The organism is Streptomyces sp. NPDC089919, from assembly GCF_040684615.1.
Classification (GTDB): domain Bacteria; phylum Actinomycetota; class Actinomycetes; order Streptomycetales; family Streptomycetaceae; genus Streptomyces.
This window is the reverse complement of record NZ_JBFBGK010000060.1, coordinates 16,997-34,099: the sequence shown is the minus strand read 5'-3', so window position 1 is coordinate 34,099 and position 17,103 is coordinate 16,997. Positions and strand designations below refer to the sequence as shown.

Sequence of the window (17,103 nt, the reverse complement as noted above, 5' to 3'; positions counted from 1 at the left end):
GGCGGGCGAGCGGGCGCCGGGCGAGTCGCCGCACGGTCACCCGTCTGCCGGAGCCACGTCCCGCAGCAGGTGGGTGAAGGCCGCCTCGTCGACGACGGGGGTCCCGAAGGACTTGGCCTTGACGGTCTTGGAGGTGGCCGAATCCGGGTCGTTGGTCACCAGCAGGCTGGTGAGCCGGGACACGCTCGTGGCGATGTGCAGCCCCGCCTCCACGGCGCGGTCCTCCAGCAGCTCCCGCTCCACGGAGGTGTCACCCGAGAAGGCGACCCGCATGCCCTGCTTGAGGGGCCGGCCGTCCTCGTACCGCCCCGGGTTCGGGTAGGGGCAGGCCGGGCGCTTGCGCGAGGGGCGCCAGCTGACGGGCCGGTAGGCGGCCTGGTGCCCCACCCGGGGCGCGGCGGCCGCGTCCGACCACTCGGTCAGCGGCCGGCACTCCAGCAGCGGCAGCCGGACCCCGCCCTCCGCGGCGGCGTGCAGCGAGGGCCGGAAGGCCTCGGCCAGCACCCGGGCGTCGTCGAGGGCGTGGTGGGCGCGCTGCTGGACCACGCCGAAGTGGGCGGCCAGCGACTCCAGCTTGTGGTTGGGCAGCGGCAGCCGCAGCTCCTTCGACAGCGCGATGGTGCACAGCCGCTGCCGGACCGGCGCGGCCCCCTCGGCCCGGGCGTACTCGCGGGCGATCATCTGCCAGTCGAACATGGCGTTGTGCGCGACCAGCACGCGGTCCGCCAGCTTCTCGGCGAACTCCTCGGCGATGTCCTTGAACAGCGGCGCGCCCTCGAGGACGTCACTGGTCAGGCCGTGGATCCAGACCGGGCCCGGGTCGCGCTGCGGATTGACGAGCGTGTACCAGTGGTCTTCCACGTTGCCCTGCGCGTCGAGCCGGTAGACGGCCGCGGACACTATCCGGTCCTCGCGCGCGAGCCCGGTGGTCTCCACGTCGACGACCGCGTACCCCTGCGGGTACGCGGCCGGCCAGGTCGTCTCTGCGGTCGTGCGGTCGTCGAGCATGGTCACAGAGGATACGGGCCCCCGCTGACACCCCACGCCCCGAACCCCGCAAGAGGGGCCCGGGCGGGCGGGTTCCGGCCGCCGCCGGCGCGTGGCCCTCGTCACCCCTCGCCCCTCCGCTCCTCCTTCGGGTCCTCCTTCAGCAGGGATTCGGCCAGGGCCCGGACCGAGAGGAGGAAGAGGCGTTCGGGGTCGACGGGGCGGGACAGGGCGCGGGTCAGGGCCGGGTCGGCGGGGGTGGCCGCGTGCCAGAGGTCGGCTTCGGCGGGGGATTGGAGGGGGGAGCGTTCGCGGTTGCGCTCGACCAGGACGAAGCCGACGATCTGGAACTGGACCGCCCGGACCGCGGCGGCGGCGCGGGCGCCCCGCAGCCCGGCCGCGTGCACCTCGTGGACCAGGGCCTGCTGGGCGGGCAGGAACATCCGCTCGGTCAGCCCCCGCTCGTGCACCATCGCGATCAGGTGGGGCCGCTCGCGCAGCTCCCGGCGCAGGCTCCGGGCCACCGAGACCACCCGGTCGGCGGGGGTGCGGCCGGTGGGCCGGATCGCGCCCATGTCCTGGACGGTCCGCTCGACGAGGGCGTCGAGGAGTTGTTCGCGGTTGCCGACGTGCCAGTAGATCGAGGTGACGGCGGTGCCCAGCTCGGCGGCGAGCTTGCGCATGGTCAGGGCGCCTGGGCCGTGCCGTTTGACCAGCCCGGCCGCCGCCGCCAGCACCTGTTCGCGGGTGAGCGGGTTTCGGGTCATCGGATCCCCCACATCTGTCACTCCGTCAGTTCTGGTGCGTGCAGCCCTCTTTACCCTTCATCGGGGTCGGTGTAACTGTGTTACAGAACCGACGACGAAGGGGTGGTGCACCCATGGCACGCGTACGGTACGGAGCGCGCACCGAGGCCGAGATCGCCGCGTCGCGCGAGAAGAGCTCCAAGCTCCCGGACATCTGGTCCACCGGTGTGGTGGCGGTCTGGGAGACCGATCCCGATGTGGTGGCCGCGGTCCTGCCGCCGCCGCTCAAGCCCGCCGAACGCCCGCTGGTGCGGGCCAACATCAGCACCGTCGACCTGCCGGGCTATCCGCTCGGCGCCGGCTCGGTGGCGGTGGCCGCCGAGCACGACGGGGTCTCCGGCTGGTACCCGCTGGTGATGCCGATGACCCTGGAGCGGGCCCTGACCGGCGGCCGCGAGGTCTTCGGCGAGCCCAAGAAGCTGGGCGAGGTCACCGTCGAGCGGGACGGCCTCGTCGTCCGCGCCACGCTGGCCCGGCACGGCATCGCCTTCGTGGAGGTGCGCGGCGCGGTGGACCGCGAGCTGCCGCCTCCGGAGCCGGCCCAGAAGACCGACTTCTACTTCAAGTTCCTCCCGGCCGTGGACGGTTCCGGCTTCGACGGCGACCCGGTGCTGGTGCACTGCACCCGCAACGAGAAGGTCCGCAAGCTGGAGCACATCACCGGTGACGTGGTGCTCCGCGAGTCCATGTTCGACCCGGTGGCCGACCTCCCGGTACGCCGGCTGGTGGAGATCACCATCGGCGAGAAGACCACCGACCAGCAGGGCCGGGTGGTCGAGCGGGTCAGCGCCCAGGCGCTCCTGCCGTACCTCCACCAGCGCTACGACGACCCCCAGCAGGCCTACGACGCGCCGCCGGCCGGCTCGGAAGGCGGTGCCTGAGATGGAACTCGTACCCGGACAGGTGGCCGTGGTCACCGGCGCGGCCAGCGGCATCGGGCTCGCCATGGCCCGCCGGTTCGCCGCCGAGGGGCTGCGGGTGGTGCTCGCCGACGTCGAGGAGGCGGCCCTGCGCAAGGCGGCCGACGAACTCGCGGCCGACGGCGCCGAGGTGCTGGCCCGTCAGGTAGACGTCAGCGAGCGGGAGTCCGTCCTCGCCCTCGCCGACGCGGCGTACGAGGCCTTCGGTGCGGTGCACGTGCTCTGCAACAACGCCGGGGTCGGCTCCGGCGCCGAGGGCCGGATGTGGGAGCACGAGCCCAACGACTGGAAGTGGGCCTTCTCCGTCAACGTCTGGGGCGTCTTCCACGGCATCCAGGCCTTCGTCCCCCGGATGCTGGCCGGCGGGCAGCCCGGGCACGTGGTCAACACCTCCTCCGGCGACGGCGGCATCGCGCCCCTGCCCACCGCCTCCGTCTACGCCGTCACCAAGGCCGCCGTGGTCACCATGACCGAGTCCCTGTACGCCCACCTCAAGGCGGAGGGCGCCGCGGTCGCCGCCTCGGTGCTCTTCCCCGGGCCGCACATGCTGCGCACCGGACTGTGGGAGTCCCACCGCAACCGGCCCGACCGGTACGCCAAGGAGCGCCCCCGCAAGACCCCGTACCGCAGCATCGACCAGTACGAGGCGGCGATGAAGCAAGCCGGTCACGAGGTGGAGTTCACCCCGGTGGAGGACGTGGCCGACCACGTGGTCGACGGCATCCGCGCCGGCCGCTTCTGGATGCTCCCGGACAGCGAGCACAGCGACCGCCAGATCCGCGCCCGGTCGCAGTCGATGCTCGACCGCGCCAACCCCGCCTACCTGGAAAGCTTCATCCTCGACTGAGGGGTGCACCGTGACCGACGACAGCACGACTTCACCTGCCGCCGCCTACGACGACCCGTACCTGATCATCTCCTCCGACTGCCATGCGGGCCTCCCCACCGAGCAGTACCGCCCCTACCTCGACTCCCGCTTCCACCCGCAGTTCGACGAGTTCCTGGGCCAGCGCGACGCCCGCCGCGAGGAGGCCACCCGGCTCGGGATCCGCAACGAGGCCTTCGCCGAGAAGTGGTTCCACGACAATGAGGAAGGCCTCAAAGGCGGTTGGGACAGTGCCCAGCGGCTGAAGGAGCTCGACGGCGACGGGGTGGCCGCCGAGGTGGTCTTCCCCGACGCGGACGCTGTGGACAGCCAGACCGCCGCCCCCTTCGGCGTGGGCCTGGGCCTCTCCGGCGACCAGGACCCGGAGCTCGGCATGGCGGGCGCCCAGGCGCACAACCGCTGGCTGGCCGAGTTCGTCGGGCAGCACCCCGAACGCCACTGCGGCGTCGCCCTGTTGCCCATCACCGGCGATCCGGACAAGGTCGTCGCGGAGGTGTACCGGGCCAAGGAGTCCGGCCTCGGCGCCCTGATGATCCCCTCGATGTGGGTGGACCGGGCGCCGTACCACGACCGGCGCTACGACCGGGTCTGGGCGGCGGCGGCCGAGACCGCCATGCCGATCGTCACCCACTCCGGCGCGGCCCCCCGCCACGAGTACGGCGACCACCTGGGCATCTACGTCTCCGAGGTCACCTGGTGGCCGGCCCGGCCGCTGTGGTTCCTGCTCTGGTCCGGGGTCTTCGAGCGCCACCCCGGTCTCAAGTTCGGTGTCGCCGAGTCCGGTTGCTGGTGGCTGCCCAACCAGTTGTGGTTCATGGACCGGCTCTACCTCGGCGCGCACGGCGGCAAGAAGCTGTCCCCCTTCGCCGAGTTGAAGCGGCCGCCGAGCGAGTACCTGGACCGCCAGGTGTTCGTCTGCGCCACCAACACCAAGCGGCGCGAGCTGGCCCAGCGGTACGAGATCGGTGTGGACAACATCCTGTGGGGCTCGGACTTCCCGCACCCCGAGGGCACCTGGCCCAACACCCGTACCTGGCTGCGGAACACCTTCCACGACATCCCGGTGGCGGAGACCCGCCGGATGCTGGGGCTGGCGGCGGCCGAGGTCTTCGGCTTCGACACCGGCAAGCTCGCCCCGATCGCCGCCCGGATCGGCCCGACCCCGGCCGAGCTCGGCCAGTCGCCCGACCAGGCCGCCGTCGAGGCCTCCTGGGCCCGCTCGCGCGAGGTCGGCCGGCACTGGCTGACCGAGCACGACTTCCCGGTGCTGGGGGCGGACCGGTGACCGGGGCCGACCCGGCCGGCGAGGACCGGTACACCGTCGTCTCCGCGGACTGCCACGCGGGCGCGGACCTGCTGGACTACAAGCCGTACCTGGAGAAGAAGCACCACGACGAATTCGACGCCTGGGCGGCCACCTACGTCAACCCGTACGAGGACCTGCTCGCGGACACCGCCGACCGGAACTGGAACTCCGACCGGCGGCTGGCCGAGCTGGCGGCGGACGGCGTGGTCGCCGAGGTGGTCTTCCCCAACACCATCCCGCCGTTCTTCCCCAAGGCCTCCCTGATGGCCCAGCCGCCCACCCGGGACGAGTACGAGCAGCGCTGGGCCGGGCTCCAGGCGCACAACCGCTGGCTGGCGGAGTTCTGCGGGCGGGCGCCGGGCCGCCGGGCCGGGGTGGCGCAGATCCTGCTCAACGACGTCGACGCGGCGGTCGCCGAGATCCGCCGGACCCGCGAGGAGGGGCTGACGGGCGGCATCCTGCTGCCGGGCGTGCCGCCCGGCTCGCCGGTGCCCGAGCTCTACTCGCAGGCGTACGACCCGATCTGGGCGGTCTGCGCCGAGCTGGACGTGCCGGTCAACCACCACGGCGGTTCGGCCTCGCCGCCGCTGGGTGACGAGCCGGCGGCCCGGGCGGTGTTCATGGTGGAGACCACGTGGTTCTCGCACCGGGCGCTGTGGCACCTGATCTTCGGCGGGGCCTTCCGGCGCCACCCCGCGCTGAAGCTGGTCCTGACCGAGCAGGGCTCGGGGTGGATCCCGGGCGTGCTCGACATGCTGGACTACTACCACGGCCGGCTGGTCTCCGCCGCGACCCGGGCCGCCACCGCCGAGTCCAAGTTCGGGGCGGGGCTGGCGGATTCGATGGGCAAGGGCCCCGGCCAGGTCTGGCGGGACAACTGCTTCGTCGGCGCCAGCTTTATGCGGCCGCACGAGGTCCCGCTCCGGGACCGGATCGGCCTCGACAAGATCATGTGGGGCAGCGACTACCCGCACGACGAGGGCACCGCCCCCTACACCCGCGAGGCCCTGCGCATCGCCTACGCGGGACTGCCGCGGGAGGAGGTCGCGGCCATGGTGGGCGGCAACGCCGCCCGGGTCTACGGCTTCGACCTCCCGGCCCTGGACGCCCTGGCCGCCGTCCACGGCCCGACCGTCGCCGAGATCTCCGCCCCGCTGACGGAGGTCCCGGCCGACGCCACCAGCCCGGCCTTCGCGAAGGGGGGCTCGGTCCGGGTGTGGTGACGGGCCCCCGCCGGGGCGGCTCCCTCCTAGAGGAGTTGGAGCCGCCCCGGCGGGAGCACTTCCCCGCCGCGCACCTCGGTGCCGGTGCCGAGGAGGCGGATGGTCACGTCCGGCCGGCCGGCGAACGGCGCGAGGTCCACGGTGCCGCAGGCGCTCAGGCCGAGGAGGGTGAGCCCCTCAAGGCTCGCCAGGTTTCGCACCGTGCCCTCGGGGAGCCGGCAGTCGCTGAGGAACACCCGTTGCAGGTCGGGGAAGCGCAGGACGTCGTCGGGCTGCAGTCCGTGGCAGTGGACCAGCTGCAGGAACATGAGGTCGGGAACCTGGGCCCGGGCGCGCAGTTGGGCCAGCTGGTGGTTGCCGCTGATGGTCAGGGAGGTCAGGCCGGGCCAGCGCTCCAGCCCGTCGAGGAACGTGGGCTCCGTGCCCTCGTACAGCCACAGCGCGGTCAGGCCGGTCAGTCCGGGCAATTCGCCGACCGAACCGAACCGCCCGGTCGAGCTGAGTCCGACCGAGGTGAGTCCGGGCAGCGCCGCCAGTACGTCCAGGCGCGCTCGTTGGCTGCCCATCAGGAAGAGGCTGGTGAGCGGCAGCCCGGAGAGCGGGGTGAGGTCCTCCACGGCCGGACACTGCAGGCTCAGGTGGTGCAGTCCGCTCAGCTGGGCCAGTGGCCCGAGGTCGGTCAGCCCGGGCGACTCCAGCACGTACAGCATCCCCAGGCCCTCGTGGGTGGCCACTTCGGGGGGAATCCGGACCGCATCGAACAGCCGGAGCCCGCGGAAGCCGCGCAGCCGGTCGAGACAGGCCAGTTGCTCGGGGGTGCGCACGGACAGCAGGGCGTGCTCGGCCGTGATCCCCGACAGCACCTCGGCGGCGTAGGTCTCCGGGTCGAAGGAGCCCCAGGCCGCATCGAGTTCGGCGAGCGGCTCGCCGCGCCCGTCGCCGCGCAGCCTTCGGATGAATGCCAACGCCCGGTCTCCTCCCACCGCCGCCGCAGTCCGGATGCACGCCGCCGCCTCCCCGGCGCTGAGGCCGCCGCTCGGCAGCAGGTCCAGCACCAGCTCACCGGCCTTGGCCAGCTCCTCCGCTTGCGCAATGGTGCGGGGCGGCAGCAGGTCCGCCGTCCGGGACGTCACCTCTTCCCGGACCGCCGGGTCCAGTTCCGGCGCGTGTTCCAGGCACGCCGCGGCCAGAAGGACCAGGCGGTTGCGGGCGCTCTTGACGCGGTCAGCGCGCTTGAGGAGGCCCCGCAGGATGCGGGTGCGCTCGTCGGGGCGGGCGTGGCCCACGGCCATTCGGACCACGTCGTCCCAGGTGTCGTCCTGCGCGTTCTTCACCAGCACGCCGAAGTCCCGGGACTCCACCGCCGCCTTGGCCCCCAGGTAGTCCTGGAAGGTCCGGTGGACGAAGTCGACCGAACCCGCCACCGGCTCGCGCAGCAGCCCGCTGCGGACCAGCAGGTGGGCGAAGACCTGTTCCGCGTCCCCCTGCTCCCGCACTTGCGGCATCGAGTCCAGCCACTCCGCCACCAGCGCGACCGCCTCGTCCAAGCCCGCCTCCACCTGGCCGTTGCGGATCAGCCAGTACGCGAACCGCTGGAGCAGCAGGATCTGTTCGTCGCGGGTGAGGCAGACCCCCTCGACCCCGCCGATCTCCCGCTCGGTGTCCCGGCGTACCAGCAGCATGTCGAGCGCCGCGTCGTACAGCTCCTTGCGCGCGCGGGGGAGATGCATGCGGCGGTCCCGGTTCAGGGCGCACAGCAGTGCGCACATCAGGGGGTTCGTCGCCAGCCGCCCCAGGTCCCGGCGGGCCGAGATCGCCTCCCGCAGCGAGGCCTCGTAGGAGTCGAGGTCCTCCCGCTCCGCACCGGGCTCCGCCCGGGCCGCCGCGTGCCAGTGCGCGATGAACGAGCCGACGTCCTCGCGCTCCATGGGCAGCAGGGTGTGCGGGACGAAGCCCGTTCCGGCGAGCCAGTCCTCCGGAACCGCCGACGGGCGGGTGGTCACCACGTACCGGGCCTTCGGGAAGGCGGCGACCAGCGAGCGCAGCCAGACCTCGGTGCGGTTGCGCAGCCGCTGCGGGACCTCGTCCACACCGTCCACCAGCACCAGGGCCCGGCCACCGAGCATCAAGGCCTCCACCCAGCCGGGCGGCGCGGACATCGGCACCCCGGTGGCCCGCAGGAACCCTTCCGGCAGCGGCAAGGCGTCCGCCGTGGTGAATGCCCGCAGCCGCAGCACGAAGGGCACACACCCGGCCCACGGACCACCGCCCCGCTGCCGGGCCGCGTTGACGGCGAGCCATTGGAGCAGTGTGCTCTTGCCGGAACCGGCCGGGCCGCGCAGCAGTACCCGGTCCGCCGCGCCGAGGGCCCGCTCCGCCTTCACCGTGCTCTGCTGCGGGACCGGCTCGCCCGGATGCGGCCAGTGCTGCTCGCCGCTCACCGCCAAGCTGATGTACGCCAGGTCCAGCGGCCACTCCTCGCGCCGCCGGCCGGTGGTCAGCCCGAAGAGCTGGAGGCGGCCATGGGTCTCGGCGAGATACCGGGTGTACCGGGCCTCGAAGGCGTGCACCGCCCCGTCGGCGGGTTCCGCGAGCCGGTCCAAGGACCGCTGCAACTCGCCTGTGCGGCGGACGAGTTCGACATCGGCCCGGGCGCCGAACGATGGCATCGTCGTGAGGTACTCGACGGCGTGCGTACAGGCGGTCAGGATCAGCTCCCGGCACACCGCTTCCGCGGCCGTACTCAGCCCCGCGCCGTTCGGCACGGCCAACCGTGCCGCGAGCCGCGCCGGATCCAGGTCGGCCGCGAACGCGGCTCCGGCGTCCATCGCCCCCGGCCCCGCGAAGGCGTCGGCGACCGCGTCGAGGGCCGCCAGCCGCTCGTGTTCCGGCAGCCGGTCGACCGCGCCGCCCAGCCGCGCCGCAAGATCCGCTGCGAGCCCCCGCAGCTCGGCCCCGCCGAGCTCCGCGGGCCGCTGCCAGCGCCGGGCCGGCCGTACCGGGTCGTTCGTGAGCCCCGCCCCCGGGACCTGCCCGAGTCGCGCCCGGTACAGCCAGCCCGCCGCCTTCGCCGCCGTTCGTAAGACGGCCGTCTCGATCCCCGTCATCCCCCGGTCCCTCCCCTGGAACGCCTGCCGGCCACTATCCCGCGAACCGCCGGTAACCCCGGCGGATACCGATCGGTAACAACCCCTGGCGGCCGGGCGGGGGCGGCCCTATCGTGCGCTCATGCCGAATCTGCCGAACGTGGTGCTGTGGTCCATACCGGCCTTCGTGCTGCTCACGGTGGTGGAGGCGGTCAGCTACCGGCTCCGGCCCGACGAGGAGGCCGCCGGGTACGAGCCGAAGGACGCGGCCACCAGCATCGGCATGGGTCTGGGCAGCCTCTTCTTCGACGCGCTGTGGAAGGTCCCGGTCGTCGCGCTCTACGGCGGGCTCTACGCACTGACCCCGCTGCGGGTGCCGCTGCTGTGGTGGACCGTCCCGCTGCTGCTGCTCGGCCAGGACCTCTGCTACTACTGGCAGCACCGCGGGCACCACGTCGTGCGCGTCCTGTGGGCCAGCCACGTCGTCCACCACAGCAGCCGGCGCTTCAACCTCAGCACCGCACTGCGCCAGCCCTGGACCGGCCTCACCTCCTGGCCGTTCTACCTGCCGCTGATCGCCCTGGGCATGCACCCGGCGGTGCTGGCCTTCTGCTCCTCCGTCAGCCTCGTCTACCAGTTCTGGATCCACACCGAGCGCATCGACCGGCTGCCGCGGCCCGTCGAGTACGTCTTCAACACCCCCTCGCACCACCGGGTCCACCACGCCTCCCAGGGCGGCTACCTGGACCGCAACTACGGCGGGATCCTGATCGTCTGGGACCGGCTCTTCGGGTCCTTCGCGGCCGAGACGGAGCGGCCCGTCTACGGCCTGACGAAGAACATCGAGACGTACAACCCGCTGCGGGTCGCCACCCACGAGTACGCCGCGATCGCCCGGGACCTGCGGGCCGCGGCCGGCTGGCGCGAGCGCGCCGGCCGGCTCTTCGGCGGCCCCGGCTGGCAGCCCGCCCCGGCCGCCCACTCCCCGGCGCCCGCCCCGCCGTCCCCGCCGCACGCACCACCCGCACCGAGCGCCACGGAGGCCCCCGCATGACCACCGCCACCTCTCCCGGGTCCGCCGGGCCCCGGATCCCCTCGTGGGCGCAGCCCCGGCTCGCCGGGCGGCGGGAGGCGGTGGCCCGGGGGCTGCGCACCGCCTTCTTCGCGGTCGGCGGCCTCGACCTGGTCAGCCTGCTGGCCGGCTGGCACCCGGGCCACCTGGCCGCCAAGCCGCTGCTCATGCCGCTCCTGATGGCGTACGTACTGACCCGCCGGGGCCCGTACCCGCTGCTGGCCGCGCTGGGCTTCGGCTGGGGCGGGGACCTGGCGCTGCTCTTCGACGCCGACGCGGCCTTCCTCGTCGGCATGGCCTCCTTCGCCCTGGGCCACCTCTGCTACCTGTTCCTCTTCGGCCGGGTCCGGACCGACCCGCTCGTCGGGGCGGCGTACGGGCTGGCCCTGGTCACCACGGTCGTCCTGCTGTGGCCCGGGCTCCCCGGGGAGCTGCGGATCCCGGTGGCCGTGTACAGCCTGCTGCTCACCGCGATGGCCTACCGGTCCGGGGCGCTGGGACGGACCGCCGCGCTGGGCGGCGCGCTGTTCATGCTCTCCGACACCCTCATCGCCACCGGGGTCGCCGACTGGCCGCAGCCGCCCCGCCCGGACTTCTGGATCATGCTCACCTACCTGGCGGCCCAGTACCTGCTGGCCACCGGAGCCCTCGCCGCGGGCCGGGCGTACGGTAGGGAGGTCACACCCGACTGAGCTTGAGGAACGCGAAACATGCGCGCCACTGTCATCCACGCCCCCCACGACATCCGCGTGGAGGAGGTGCCCGACGCCGCCGTCCGAGAGCCCCAGGACGCCGTGGTCCGGGTCCTGCGCGCCTGCATCTGCGGCAGCGACCTGTGGGCCTACCGCGGGGAGGCCCAGCGCCAGCCCGGCCAGCGGATCGGCCACGAATTCCTCGGCATCGTCGAGGAGACCGGCTCCGAGGTCTCCGGCTTCCGGGCCGGCGACCTGGTCGTCGCGCCGTTCATGTGGTCGGACGGCACCTGCGACTACTGCCGCGAGGGCCTGCACACCTCCTGCGTGCACGGCGGCTTCTGGGGTTCGGTGGGCTACGACGGCGGCCAGGGCGAGGCCGTCCGGGTCCCGCACGCCGACGGCACGCTGGTGAAGCTGCCCGCCGAGGCGGCCGGTGACGACCACCTGCTGACCTCGCTGCTGGCGCTCTCCGACGTCATGGGCACCGGCCACCACGCCGCCCTGGGCGCCGGCGTGGCCAAGGGCTCGACCGTGGCGGTCGTCGGCGACGGCGCGGTCGGCCTGTGCGGCGTGCTCGCCGCCAAGCGGCTGGGCGCCGAGCGGATCATCGCCCTGGGCCGGCACACCGCCCGCACCGACATCGCCAAGCTCTTCGGTGCCACCGACGTGGTCGCCGAGCGCGGCGAGGCCGCCGAGGCCGCCGTCCGCGAGCTGACCGGCGGCCAGGGCGCGCACTCCGTCATCGAGGCCGTGGGCACCGAGCAGTCCATGCGCACCGCCGTCAACATCACCCGCGACGGCGGCGCCATCGGCTACGTCGGCGTCCCGCACGGCAGCGGCACCGGCCTGGACCTCGGCGTGATGTTCGACCGCAACATCACCCTGCGCGGCGGGGTGGCCCCGGTCCGCGCGTACATCCCCGAGCTGCTGGCCGACGTCCTGTCGGGCGCCATCGACCCGGCCCCGGTCTTCGACCGCGCCGTCACCCTGGACGAGGTGCCGGCCGGCTACCGCGCCATGGACGACCGCAGCGCCCTCAAGGTGATCATCGCGCCCTGAGGCGGGCGCACCGCGCGCAGCGGGGGCCGGGCGGATGATCCGCCCGGCCCCCGTGCCGTTCCTAGCCCTCGCGGACTACCACTTCACAGCCTTGAGCGCGTTGACCACGCCCCAGCCGTAGTAGCCCGTCTGGGGACCGTAGCTCTCGCAGTTGCTCGCGTCGCGCAGGGCGCCCGCGGCGTCGTAGATCTGCTCGGGGCAGTCGGTCTGGTCCGCCTCGGCCTTCAGCAGCGCCTGCACCTGCGCCGGGCGCAGGTTCGGGTGCTTGCTCTTGATCAGTGCCGCGACGGCCGCCACGTGCGGGCCGGCCATCGAGGTGCCCTGCTTGTAGCCGTAGCCCCCGCCCGGCAGGGTGGAGAGCACCCGGCCGTTCTGGTCGGGGGTGTCCGGGATCTGCCACTTGTCGCCACCGGGGGCGGCGACGTCGATGACACCGAGGCCGAAGCTCGAGTAGTACGAGCGCAGGCCCTGGTCACCGGTGGCCGAGACGGACACGACGCCCGGCAGCTGGGTGGGGATGTCCAGGCACTTGTGCGGGTCGATGGTGCGGTCGGCCGGGGTGGCGTCGTCCGGGCTGGTGTTGTCGACGATGGAGTCGCTCGCCAGGTCCCAGTCCGAGTTGCCGGCCGAGGCCACGCTGAGCGTGCCCTTCTTCTCGGCGTAGGCGGTCGCCCGGCCGACGGCGTCCACGAGGGCCTTCTGGTCCTCGTCGTCCTTGCAGTTGAAGTACCAGGGGTCCATGTAGTAGCTGTTGTTCGTCACCTCGATGCCGTGCTCGGCGGCGAAGACGAAACCGCAGACCACGGCCTCGGCGTAGAAGAGGCTGGTGCCCGGCTCGCTGACCTTGATGCCGGCGACCTTCACGCCCGGCGCGATGCCGCTGACGCCGATGCCGTTGCGGGCCGCGGCGATGGTGCCCGCCACGTGCGTGCCGTGGTCGCTGCCGTCGGCGTAGGGCCGCCAGGCGCCGTCGGTCTGGTCGGCGACACCGCCGACGCAGTTGGCCGACTGCTCCTTGGAGAAGTTGGGGGCCAGGTCGGGGTGGGTGTCGTCGACACCCGTGTCGATCACGCCGACCGTGACGTTCGGGCTGCCAATGTTGATTTTGTGCGCCTCGTCGGCCTTGATCTTCCGAAGATCCCACTGGTTGGGCTCCAGCGGCTCCTGGCCGGGGCCGGCCTCCGCCGCGGCCTTGGCGGCCTGGGCGTCGGTCAGCACCTCGGTGCTGCCCTCTTCGGTGGTCTGTACGACCGACAGCGGCGCGGTGCGGGTGGCGCCGGCGGAGCTGACGCCCTTCGCGAGGCGGATCTGCTTCGCGAAGTCGGGGTTCTGGGAGTGCACGACGACGACGCCGATCTGCTCATAGGCAGTCACCACGGTGCCACCCGCGGCCTCGATCGCCTTCGTCACCTGCTTGGCCGTACCCGGGCCGGTGCGGCTCAGGTTGACCACGTACGAGAGCTTCGGGCCGACGGTGTTCGCGGCGGTGGCGGCCGGGCCGTCCAGGGTGGCGGCCGAGGCCGACATCCCGGGGAGGAAACCGAGCGAGGCCGTGAGCGCCAGACCGACCGGCACCGCGAGCAGGCGGCGGCGTCCGGATCCCAGATGAGCCATGGGTTCTCCACATCATCCGTGAAAAAGCCGTCCTGACGCAGGTTGCGTTGGACGGGTACATGACGAGTGAAGCTAGCGCCGATCTTCCCGCTCGAGCAATGAATTCCGAAAGAAAAATCGGGCGTTGAACCGTCTTTCCCCGCCGGCCGTGCCCTTGACAGGGGGAACGGCCCGTTCCATCCCCCCACGGAGGTCGTTTTGTCCGTCGTCCCCACCGCACCCGCTGAGCAAGGAGACTCCGTGAGCACCGAAGCACCCCCGCCCCCCGGCGGCACGCGCCCGGCCGCCCCCACCGCGCAGGAGTTCGCGGCCGTCCAGCAGAGCCCCGAGTTCGCCGAACTCCGCCGCTCCTACCGCTCCTTCGCCTTCCCGCTCACCGTGGCCTTCATCGCCTGGTACCTGCTGTACGTCCTGCTGTCCAACTACGCGGGCGGCTTCATGGGGACCAAGCTCTTCGGCAACATCAACGTGGCCCTGGTCCTCGGCCTCGCCCAGTTCGCCAGCACCTTCCTGATCGCCTGGTGGTACTCCCGGCGCGCCGCGACCGTCCTGGACCCGCAGGCCGAGGCCATCAAGTCCCGGATGGAGGGCGGCGCATGAGCGGCCTCCTCCTCGCGGCGCCGGCCGACGTGCCGCTCGCGGCCGGCGCCTCCGAGCACCGCCCGCTGATCATCACGCTCTTCGGGCTGTTCGTCGTCGCGACCCTGGTCATCACCGTCTGGGCCGGCCGGCAGACCCGCGGCGCGGCCGACTTCTACGCCGGTGGCCGCCAGTTCACCGGCTTCCAGAACGGCCTGGCCATCTCCGGCGACTACATGTCCGCCGCGTCCTTCCTCGGCATCACCGGCGCCATCGCCCTCTTCGGCTACGACGGCTTCCTCTACTCGATCGGCTTCCTGGTGGCCTGGCTGGTGGCGCTGCTGCTGGTGGCCGAGCCGCTGCGCAACTCCGGCCGGTACACGATGGGCGACGTGCTGGCGTACCGGATGCGCCAGCGCCCGGTCCGCACCGCCGCGGGCACCTCGACCATCGTGGTCTCGATCTTCTACCTGCTCGCGCAGATGGCGGGCGCGGGCGCCCTGGTCTCGCTGCTGCTCGGCATCACCAGCGACGGCGGGAAGATCGCGATCGTCGCCGCGGTCGGCGTCCTCATGATCGTCTACGTCACCATCGGCGGCATGAAGGGCACCACCTGGGTCCAGATGGTCAAGGCCGTCCTGCTCATCGCCGGCACCCTGCTCATCACCTTCCTGGTGATGCTCAAGTTCGACTTCAGCGTCTCCGAACTCCTCGGCCGGGCCGCCGAGAACAGCGGCAAGGGCGCGCACTTCCTCGAGCCCGGCCTGAAGTACGGCAAGGACGCCACCACCAAGCTCGACTTCCTGTCGCTGGGCCTGGCGCTGGTCCTCGGCACCGCCGGCCTGCCGCACATCCTGGTGCGCTTCTACACCGTCCCCACCGCGAAGGCCGCCCGCAAGTCCGTGAACTGGGCCATCGGCATCATCGGCGCCTTCTACCTGATGACCATCGCGCTGGGCTTCGGCGCCGCGGCCCTGATCAGCCCGGCCGACCTCACCGACCCCGCCAAGGGCGGCCACAAGGCCGGCACCACCGCCGCCCCCATGCTCGCCCAGGTGCTCGGCGGCGGTACCGACTCCAACGGCGGCGCGGTCCTGCTCGCGGTGATCTCCGCGGTGGCCTTCGCGACCATCCTCGCGGTGGTCGCCGGCCTGACCCTGGCCTCCTCCTCGTCCTTCGCGCACGACCTGTACGTGAACGTGATCCGCAAGGGCGAGGCCACCGAGCAGGAGGAGGTCCGGGCCGCCCGCTGGGCCACCGTCGGCATCGGCGCGGTCGCCATCGTCCTCGGCGCCCTCGCCCGGGACCTGAACGTCGCCGGCCTGGTCGCCCTCGCCTTCGCGGTGGCCGCCTCCGCGAACCTGCCCACCCTGCTCTACAGCCTCTTCTGGAAGCGCTTCACCACCCGGGGCGCGCTGTGGTCCATCTACGGTGGCCTGATCTCGTCGGTGGTCCTCGTCCTCTTCTCCCCGGTCGTGTCCGGAAAGCCCACCTCGATGTTCAAGGGCGTCGACTTCTACTGGTTCCCGTTGGAGAACCCCGGCATCATCTCCATCCCGCTGGGCTTCCTCCTCGGCTGGCTGGGCACGGTCCTCTCCAAGGAGGAGGCCGACCCCCAGAAGTACGCGGAACTCGAGGTCCGCTCCCTCACCGGCACGGGTGCCCACTGACACCGTCCGTTCACCCAGCGTGGCCGCGTCGTAGGTCCGTACGACGCGGCCGCGCCACGTCTCGTTCCTTTGGGCATCCCGCCAAGACACACCCGTCGCGTAGGCTCGAACACGTAGCAGTACCTCTACTGATCCGGACACGGGAGGGGCCCGCAGTGCTCATCGACACCTACGGCCGAGTGGCCACCGACCTGCGTGTCTCGCTCACCGACCGCTGCAACCTCCGCTGCACCTACTGCATGCCGGAGGAAGGCCTGCAGTGGCTGGCCAAGCCCGACCTGCTGACCGACGACGAGATCGTCCGGCTGATCGGGATCGCGGTCACCGAGCTCGGCATCAAGGAGGTCCGCTTCACCGGCGGCGAGCCCCTGCTGCGCCCGGGCCTGGTGGGCATCGTCGAGCGCTGCGCCGCACTGACCCCGCGCCCCCGGATGTCGCTGACCACCAACGGCATCGGCCTCAAGCGCACCGCCGCCGCCCTCAAGGCCGCCGGCCTGGACCGGGTCAACGTCTCCCTGGACACCCTGCGCCCCGAGGTCTTCAAGACCCTGACCCGGCGCGACCGCCACCACGACGTCATCGACGGCATGGCCGCGGCCCGCGAGGCCGGCCTCACCCCCGTCAAGGTCAACGCCGTCCTGATGCCCGGGCTCAACGCCGACGAGGCCCCCGACCTGCTGGCCTGGGCCGTGGAGAACGGCTACGAGCTGCGCTTCATCGAGCAGATGCCGCTGGACGCCCAGCACGGCTGGAAGCGCGACGGCATGATCACCGCCGGGGACATCCTGGCCTCCCTGCGCACCCGCTTCACCCTCACCGAGGAAGGCGCCGACGAGCGCGGCTCCGCCCCCGCCGAGCGCTGGGTCGTGGACGGCGGCCCCGCCACCGTCGGCGTCATCGCCTCGGTCACCCGGCCCTTCTGCGGGGCCTGCGACCGGACCCGGCTGACCGCCGACGGCCAGGTGCGCACCTGCCTCTTCGCCACGGAGGAGTCCGACCTGCGGGCCGCGCTGCGCTCCGGGGCGCCCGACGAGGAGATCGCCCGCCTGTGGAAGGTGGCGATGTGGGGCAAGAAGGCCGGCTCCGGCCTCGACGACCCGAGCTTCCTCCAGCCCGCCCGCCCCATGTCGGCGATCGGCGGCTGACGGCGCCGGCCGCCGGCGGCGGCCGGCCGGGGTCCGGCGGACCCCGGTCCGACCG

At 72.6% G+C, this 17,103-nt stretch carries 14 protein-coding genes; 10 read left to right on the top strand and 4 right to left on the bottom strand.

Features of this window, described 5'->3' with window-relative positions; genetic code table 11:
- Window positions 1–36: 36 nt before the first annotated feature.
- On the bottom strand, window positions 37–1,014 hold the full coding sequence (locus AB0O40_RS22995) for a DEDDh family exonuclease (RefSeq protein WP_365044727.1): 978 nt from the start codon (window positions 1,012–1,014) through the stop codon (window positions 37–39).
- Between the two features lie 95 nt (window positions 1,015–1,109).
- A complete protein-coding gene (locus tag AB0O40_RS22990) occupies window positions 1,110–1,754 on the bottom strand; it encodes a helix-turn-helix domain-containing protein (RefSeq protein WP_365044724.1) in 645 nt (214 codons plus the stop codon).
- A gap of 113 nt (window positions 1,755–1,867) precedes the next feature.
- On the opposite strand from AB0O40_RS22990, the gene AB0O40_RS22985 reads away from it, so the two are divergent.
- From AB0O40_RS22985 to AB0O40_RS22970, 4 genes are read left to right on the top strand one after another with little or no spacing between them, the layout of a single operon-like run.
- Entirely contained in the window at window positions 1,868–2,674 is an 807-nt protein-coding gene (locus AB0O40_RS22985) for an acetoacetate decarboxylase family protein (protein WP_365044721.1), read from the top strand.
- Between the two features lies 1 nt (window position 2,675).
- Window positions 2,676–3,560 (top strand): SDR family NAD(P)-dependent oxidoreductase, encoded by an 885-nt coding sequence (locus tag AB0O40_RS22980; protein ID WP_365044718.1) that lies wholly within the window; start codon window positions 2,676–2,678, stop codon window positions 3,558–3,560.
- A 10-nt stretch (window positions 3,561–3,570) separates the two neighbouring features.
- Window positions 3,571–4,884 carry an amidohydrolase family protein gene (locus AB0O40_RS22975; protein ID WP_365044715.1) on the top strand — a complete coding sequence of 438 codons (1,314 nt, stop codon included), beginning with the start codon at window positions 3,571–3,573 and terminating at the stop codon, window positions 4,882–4,884.
- Entirely contained in the window at window positions 4,881–6,128 is a 1,248-nt protein-coding gene (locus AB0O40_RS22970) for an amidohydrolase family protein (RefSeq protein ID WP_365044712.1), read from the top strand. Before AB0O40_RS22975 ends, AB0O40_RS22970 begins: the two co-directional genes overlap by 4 nt.
- 26 nt (window positions 6,129–6,154) lie before the next feature.
- Here AB0O40_RS22970 and AB0O40_RS22965 read toward each other — a convergent pair whose 3' ends face one another.
- Window positions 6,155–9,235: an NACHT domain-containing protein gene (locus tag AB0O40_RS22965; protein ID WP_365044709.1), complete on the bottom strand. Its 3,081-nt coding sequence runs from the start codon at window positions 9,233–9,235 to the stop codon at window positions 6,155–6,157.
- Window positions 9,236–9,356: 121 nt separating this feature from the next.
- Between AB0O40_RS22965 and AB0O40_RS22960 the strand changes: the two genes are divergently transcribed.
- The 3 genes from AB0O40_RS22960 to AB0O40_RS22950 are packed head-to-tail and all read left to right on the top strand — an operon-like array spanning window position 9,357 to window position 12,040.
- Entirely contained in the window at window positions 9,357–10,268 is a 912-nt protein-coding gene (locus AB0O40_RS22960; protein ID WP_365044706.1) for a sterol desaturase family protein, read from the top strand.
- Window positions 10,265–10,978 carry a lysoplasmalogenase gene (locus tag AB0O40_RS22955; RefSeq protein ID WP_365044703.1) on the top strand — a complete coding sequence of 238 codons (714 nt, stop codon included), beginning with the start codon at window positions 10,265–10,267 and terminating at the stop codon, window positions 10,976–10,978. The genes AB0O40_RS22960 and AB0O40_RS22955 overlap by 4 nt, the downstream gene beginning before the upstream one ends.
- A gap of 18 nt (window positions 10,979–10,996) precedes the next feature.
- A complete protein-coding gene (locus tag AB0O40_RS22950; RefSeq protein ID WP_365044700.1) occupies window positions 10,997–12,040 on the top strand; it encodes a zinc-dependent alcohol dehydrogenase family protein in 1,044 nt (347 codons plus the stop codon).
- A 75-nt stretch (window positions 12,041–12,115) separates the two neighbouring features.
- Here the strand turns inward: AB0O40_RS22950 and AB0O40_RS22945 are convergent, their stop codons facing one another.
- On the bottom strand, window positions 12,116–13,654 hold the full coding sequence (locus tag AB0O40_RS22945) for a S8 family serine peptidase (RefSeq protein ID WP_365044697.1): 1,539 nt from the start codon (window positions 13,652–13,654) through the stop codon (window positions 12,116–12,118).
- Window positions 13,655–13,894: 240 nt separating this feature from the next.
- Between AB0O40_RS22945 and AB0O40_RS22940 the strand changes: the two genes are divergently transcribed.
- From AB0O40_RS22940 to moaA, 3 genes are all read left to right on the top strand, one after another.
- Window positions 13,895–14,254, top strand: a complete 360-nt coding sequence (locus tag AB0O40_RS22940; protein WP_365044694.1) for a DUF485 domain-containing protein — start codon at window positions 13,895–13,897, stop codon at window positions 14,252–14,254.
- Complete coding sequence (locus AB0O40_RS22935) at window positions 14,251–15,903, top strand: cation acetate symporter (RefSeq protein WP_365044691.1); 1,653 nt, start codon at window positions 14,251–14,253, stop codon at window positions 15,901–15,903. Before AB0O40_RS22940 ends, AB0O40_RS22935 begins: the two co-directional genes overlap by 4 nt.
- Before the next feature lie 155 nt (window positions 15,904–16,058).
- Complete coding sequence (moaA, locus tag AB0O40_RS22930; RefSeq protein ID WP_365044688.1) at window positions 16,059–17,048, top strand: GTP 3',8-cyclase MoaA; 990 nt, start codon at window positions 16,059–16,061, stop codon at window positions 17,046–17,048.
- Window positions 17,049–17,103: the final 55 nt, after the last annotated feature.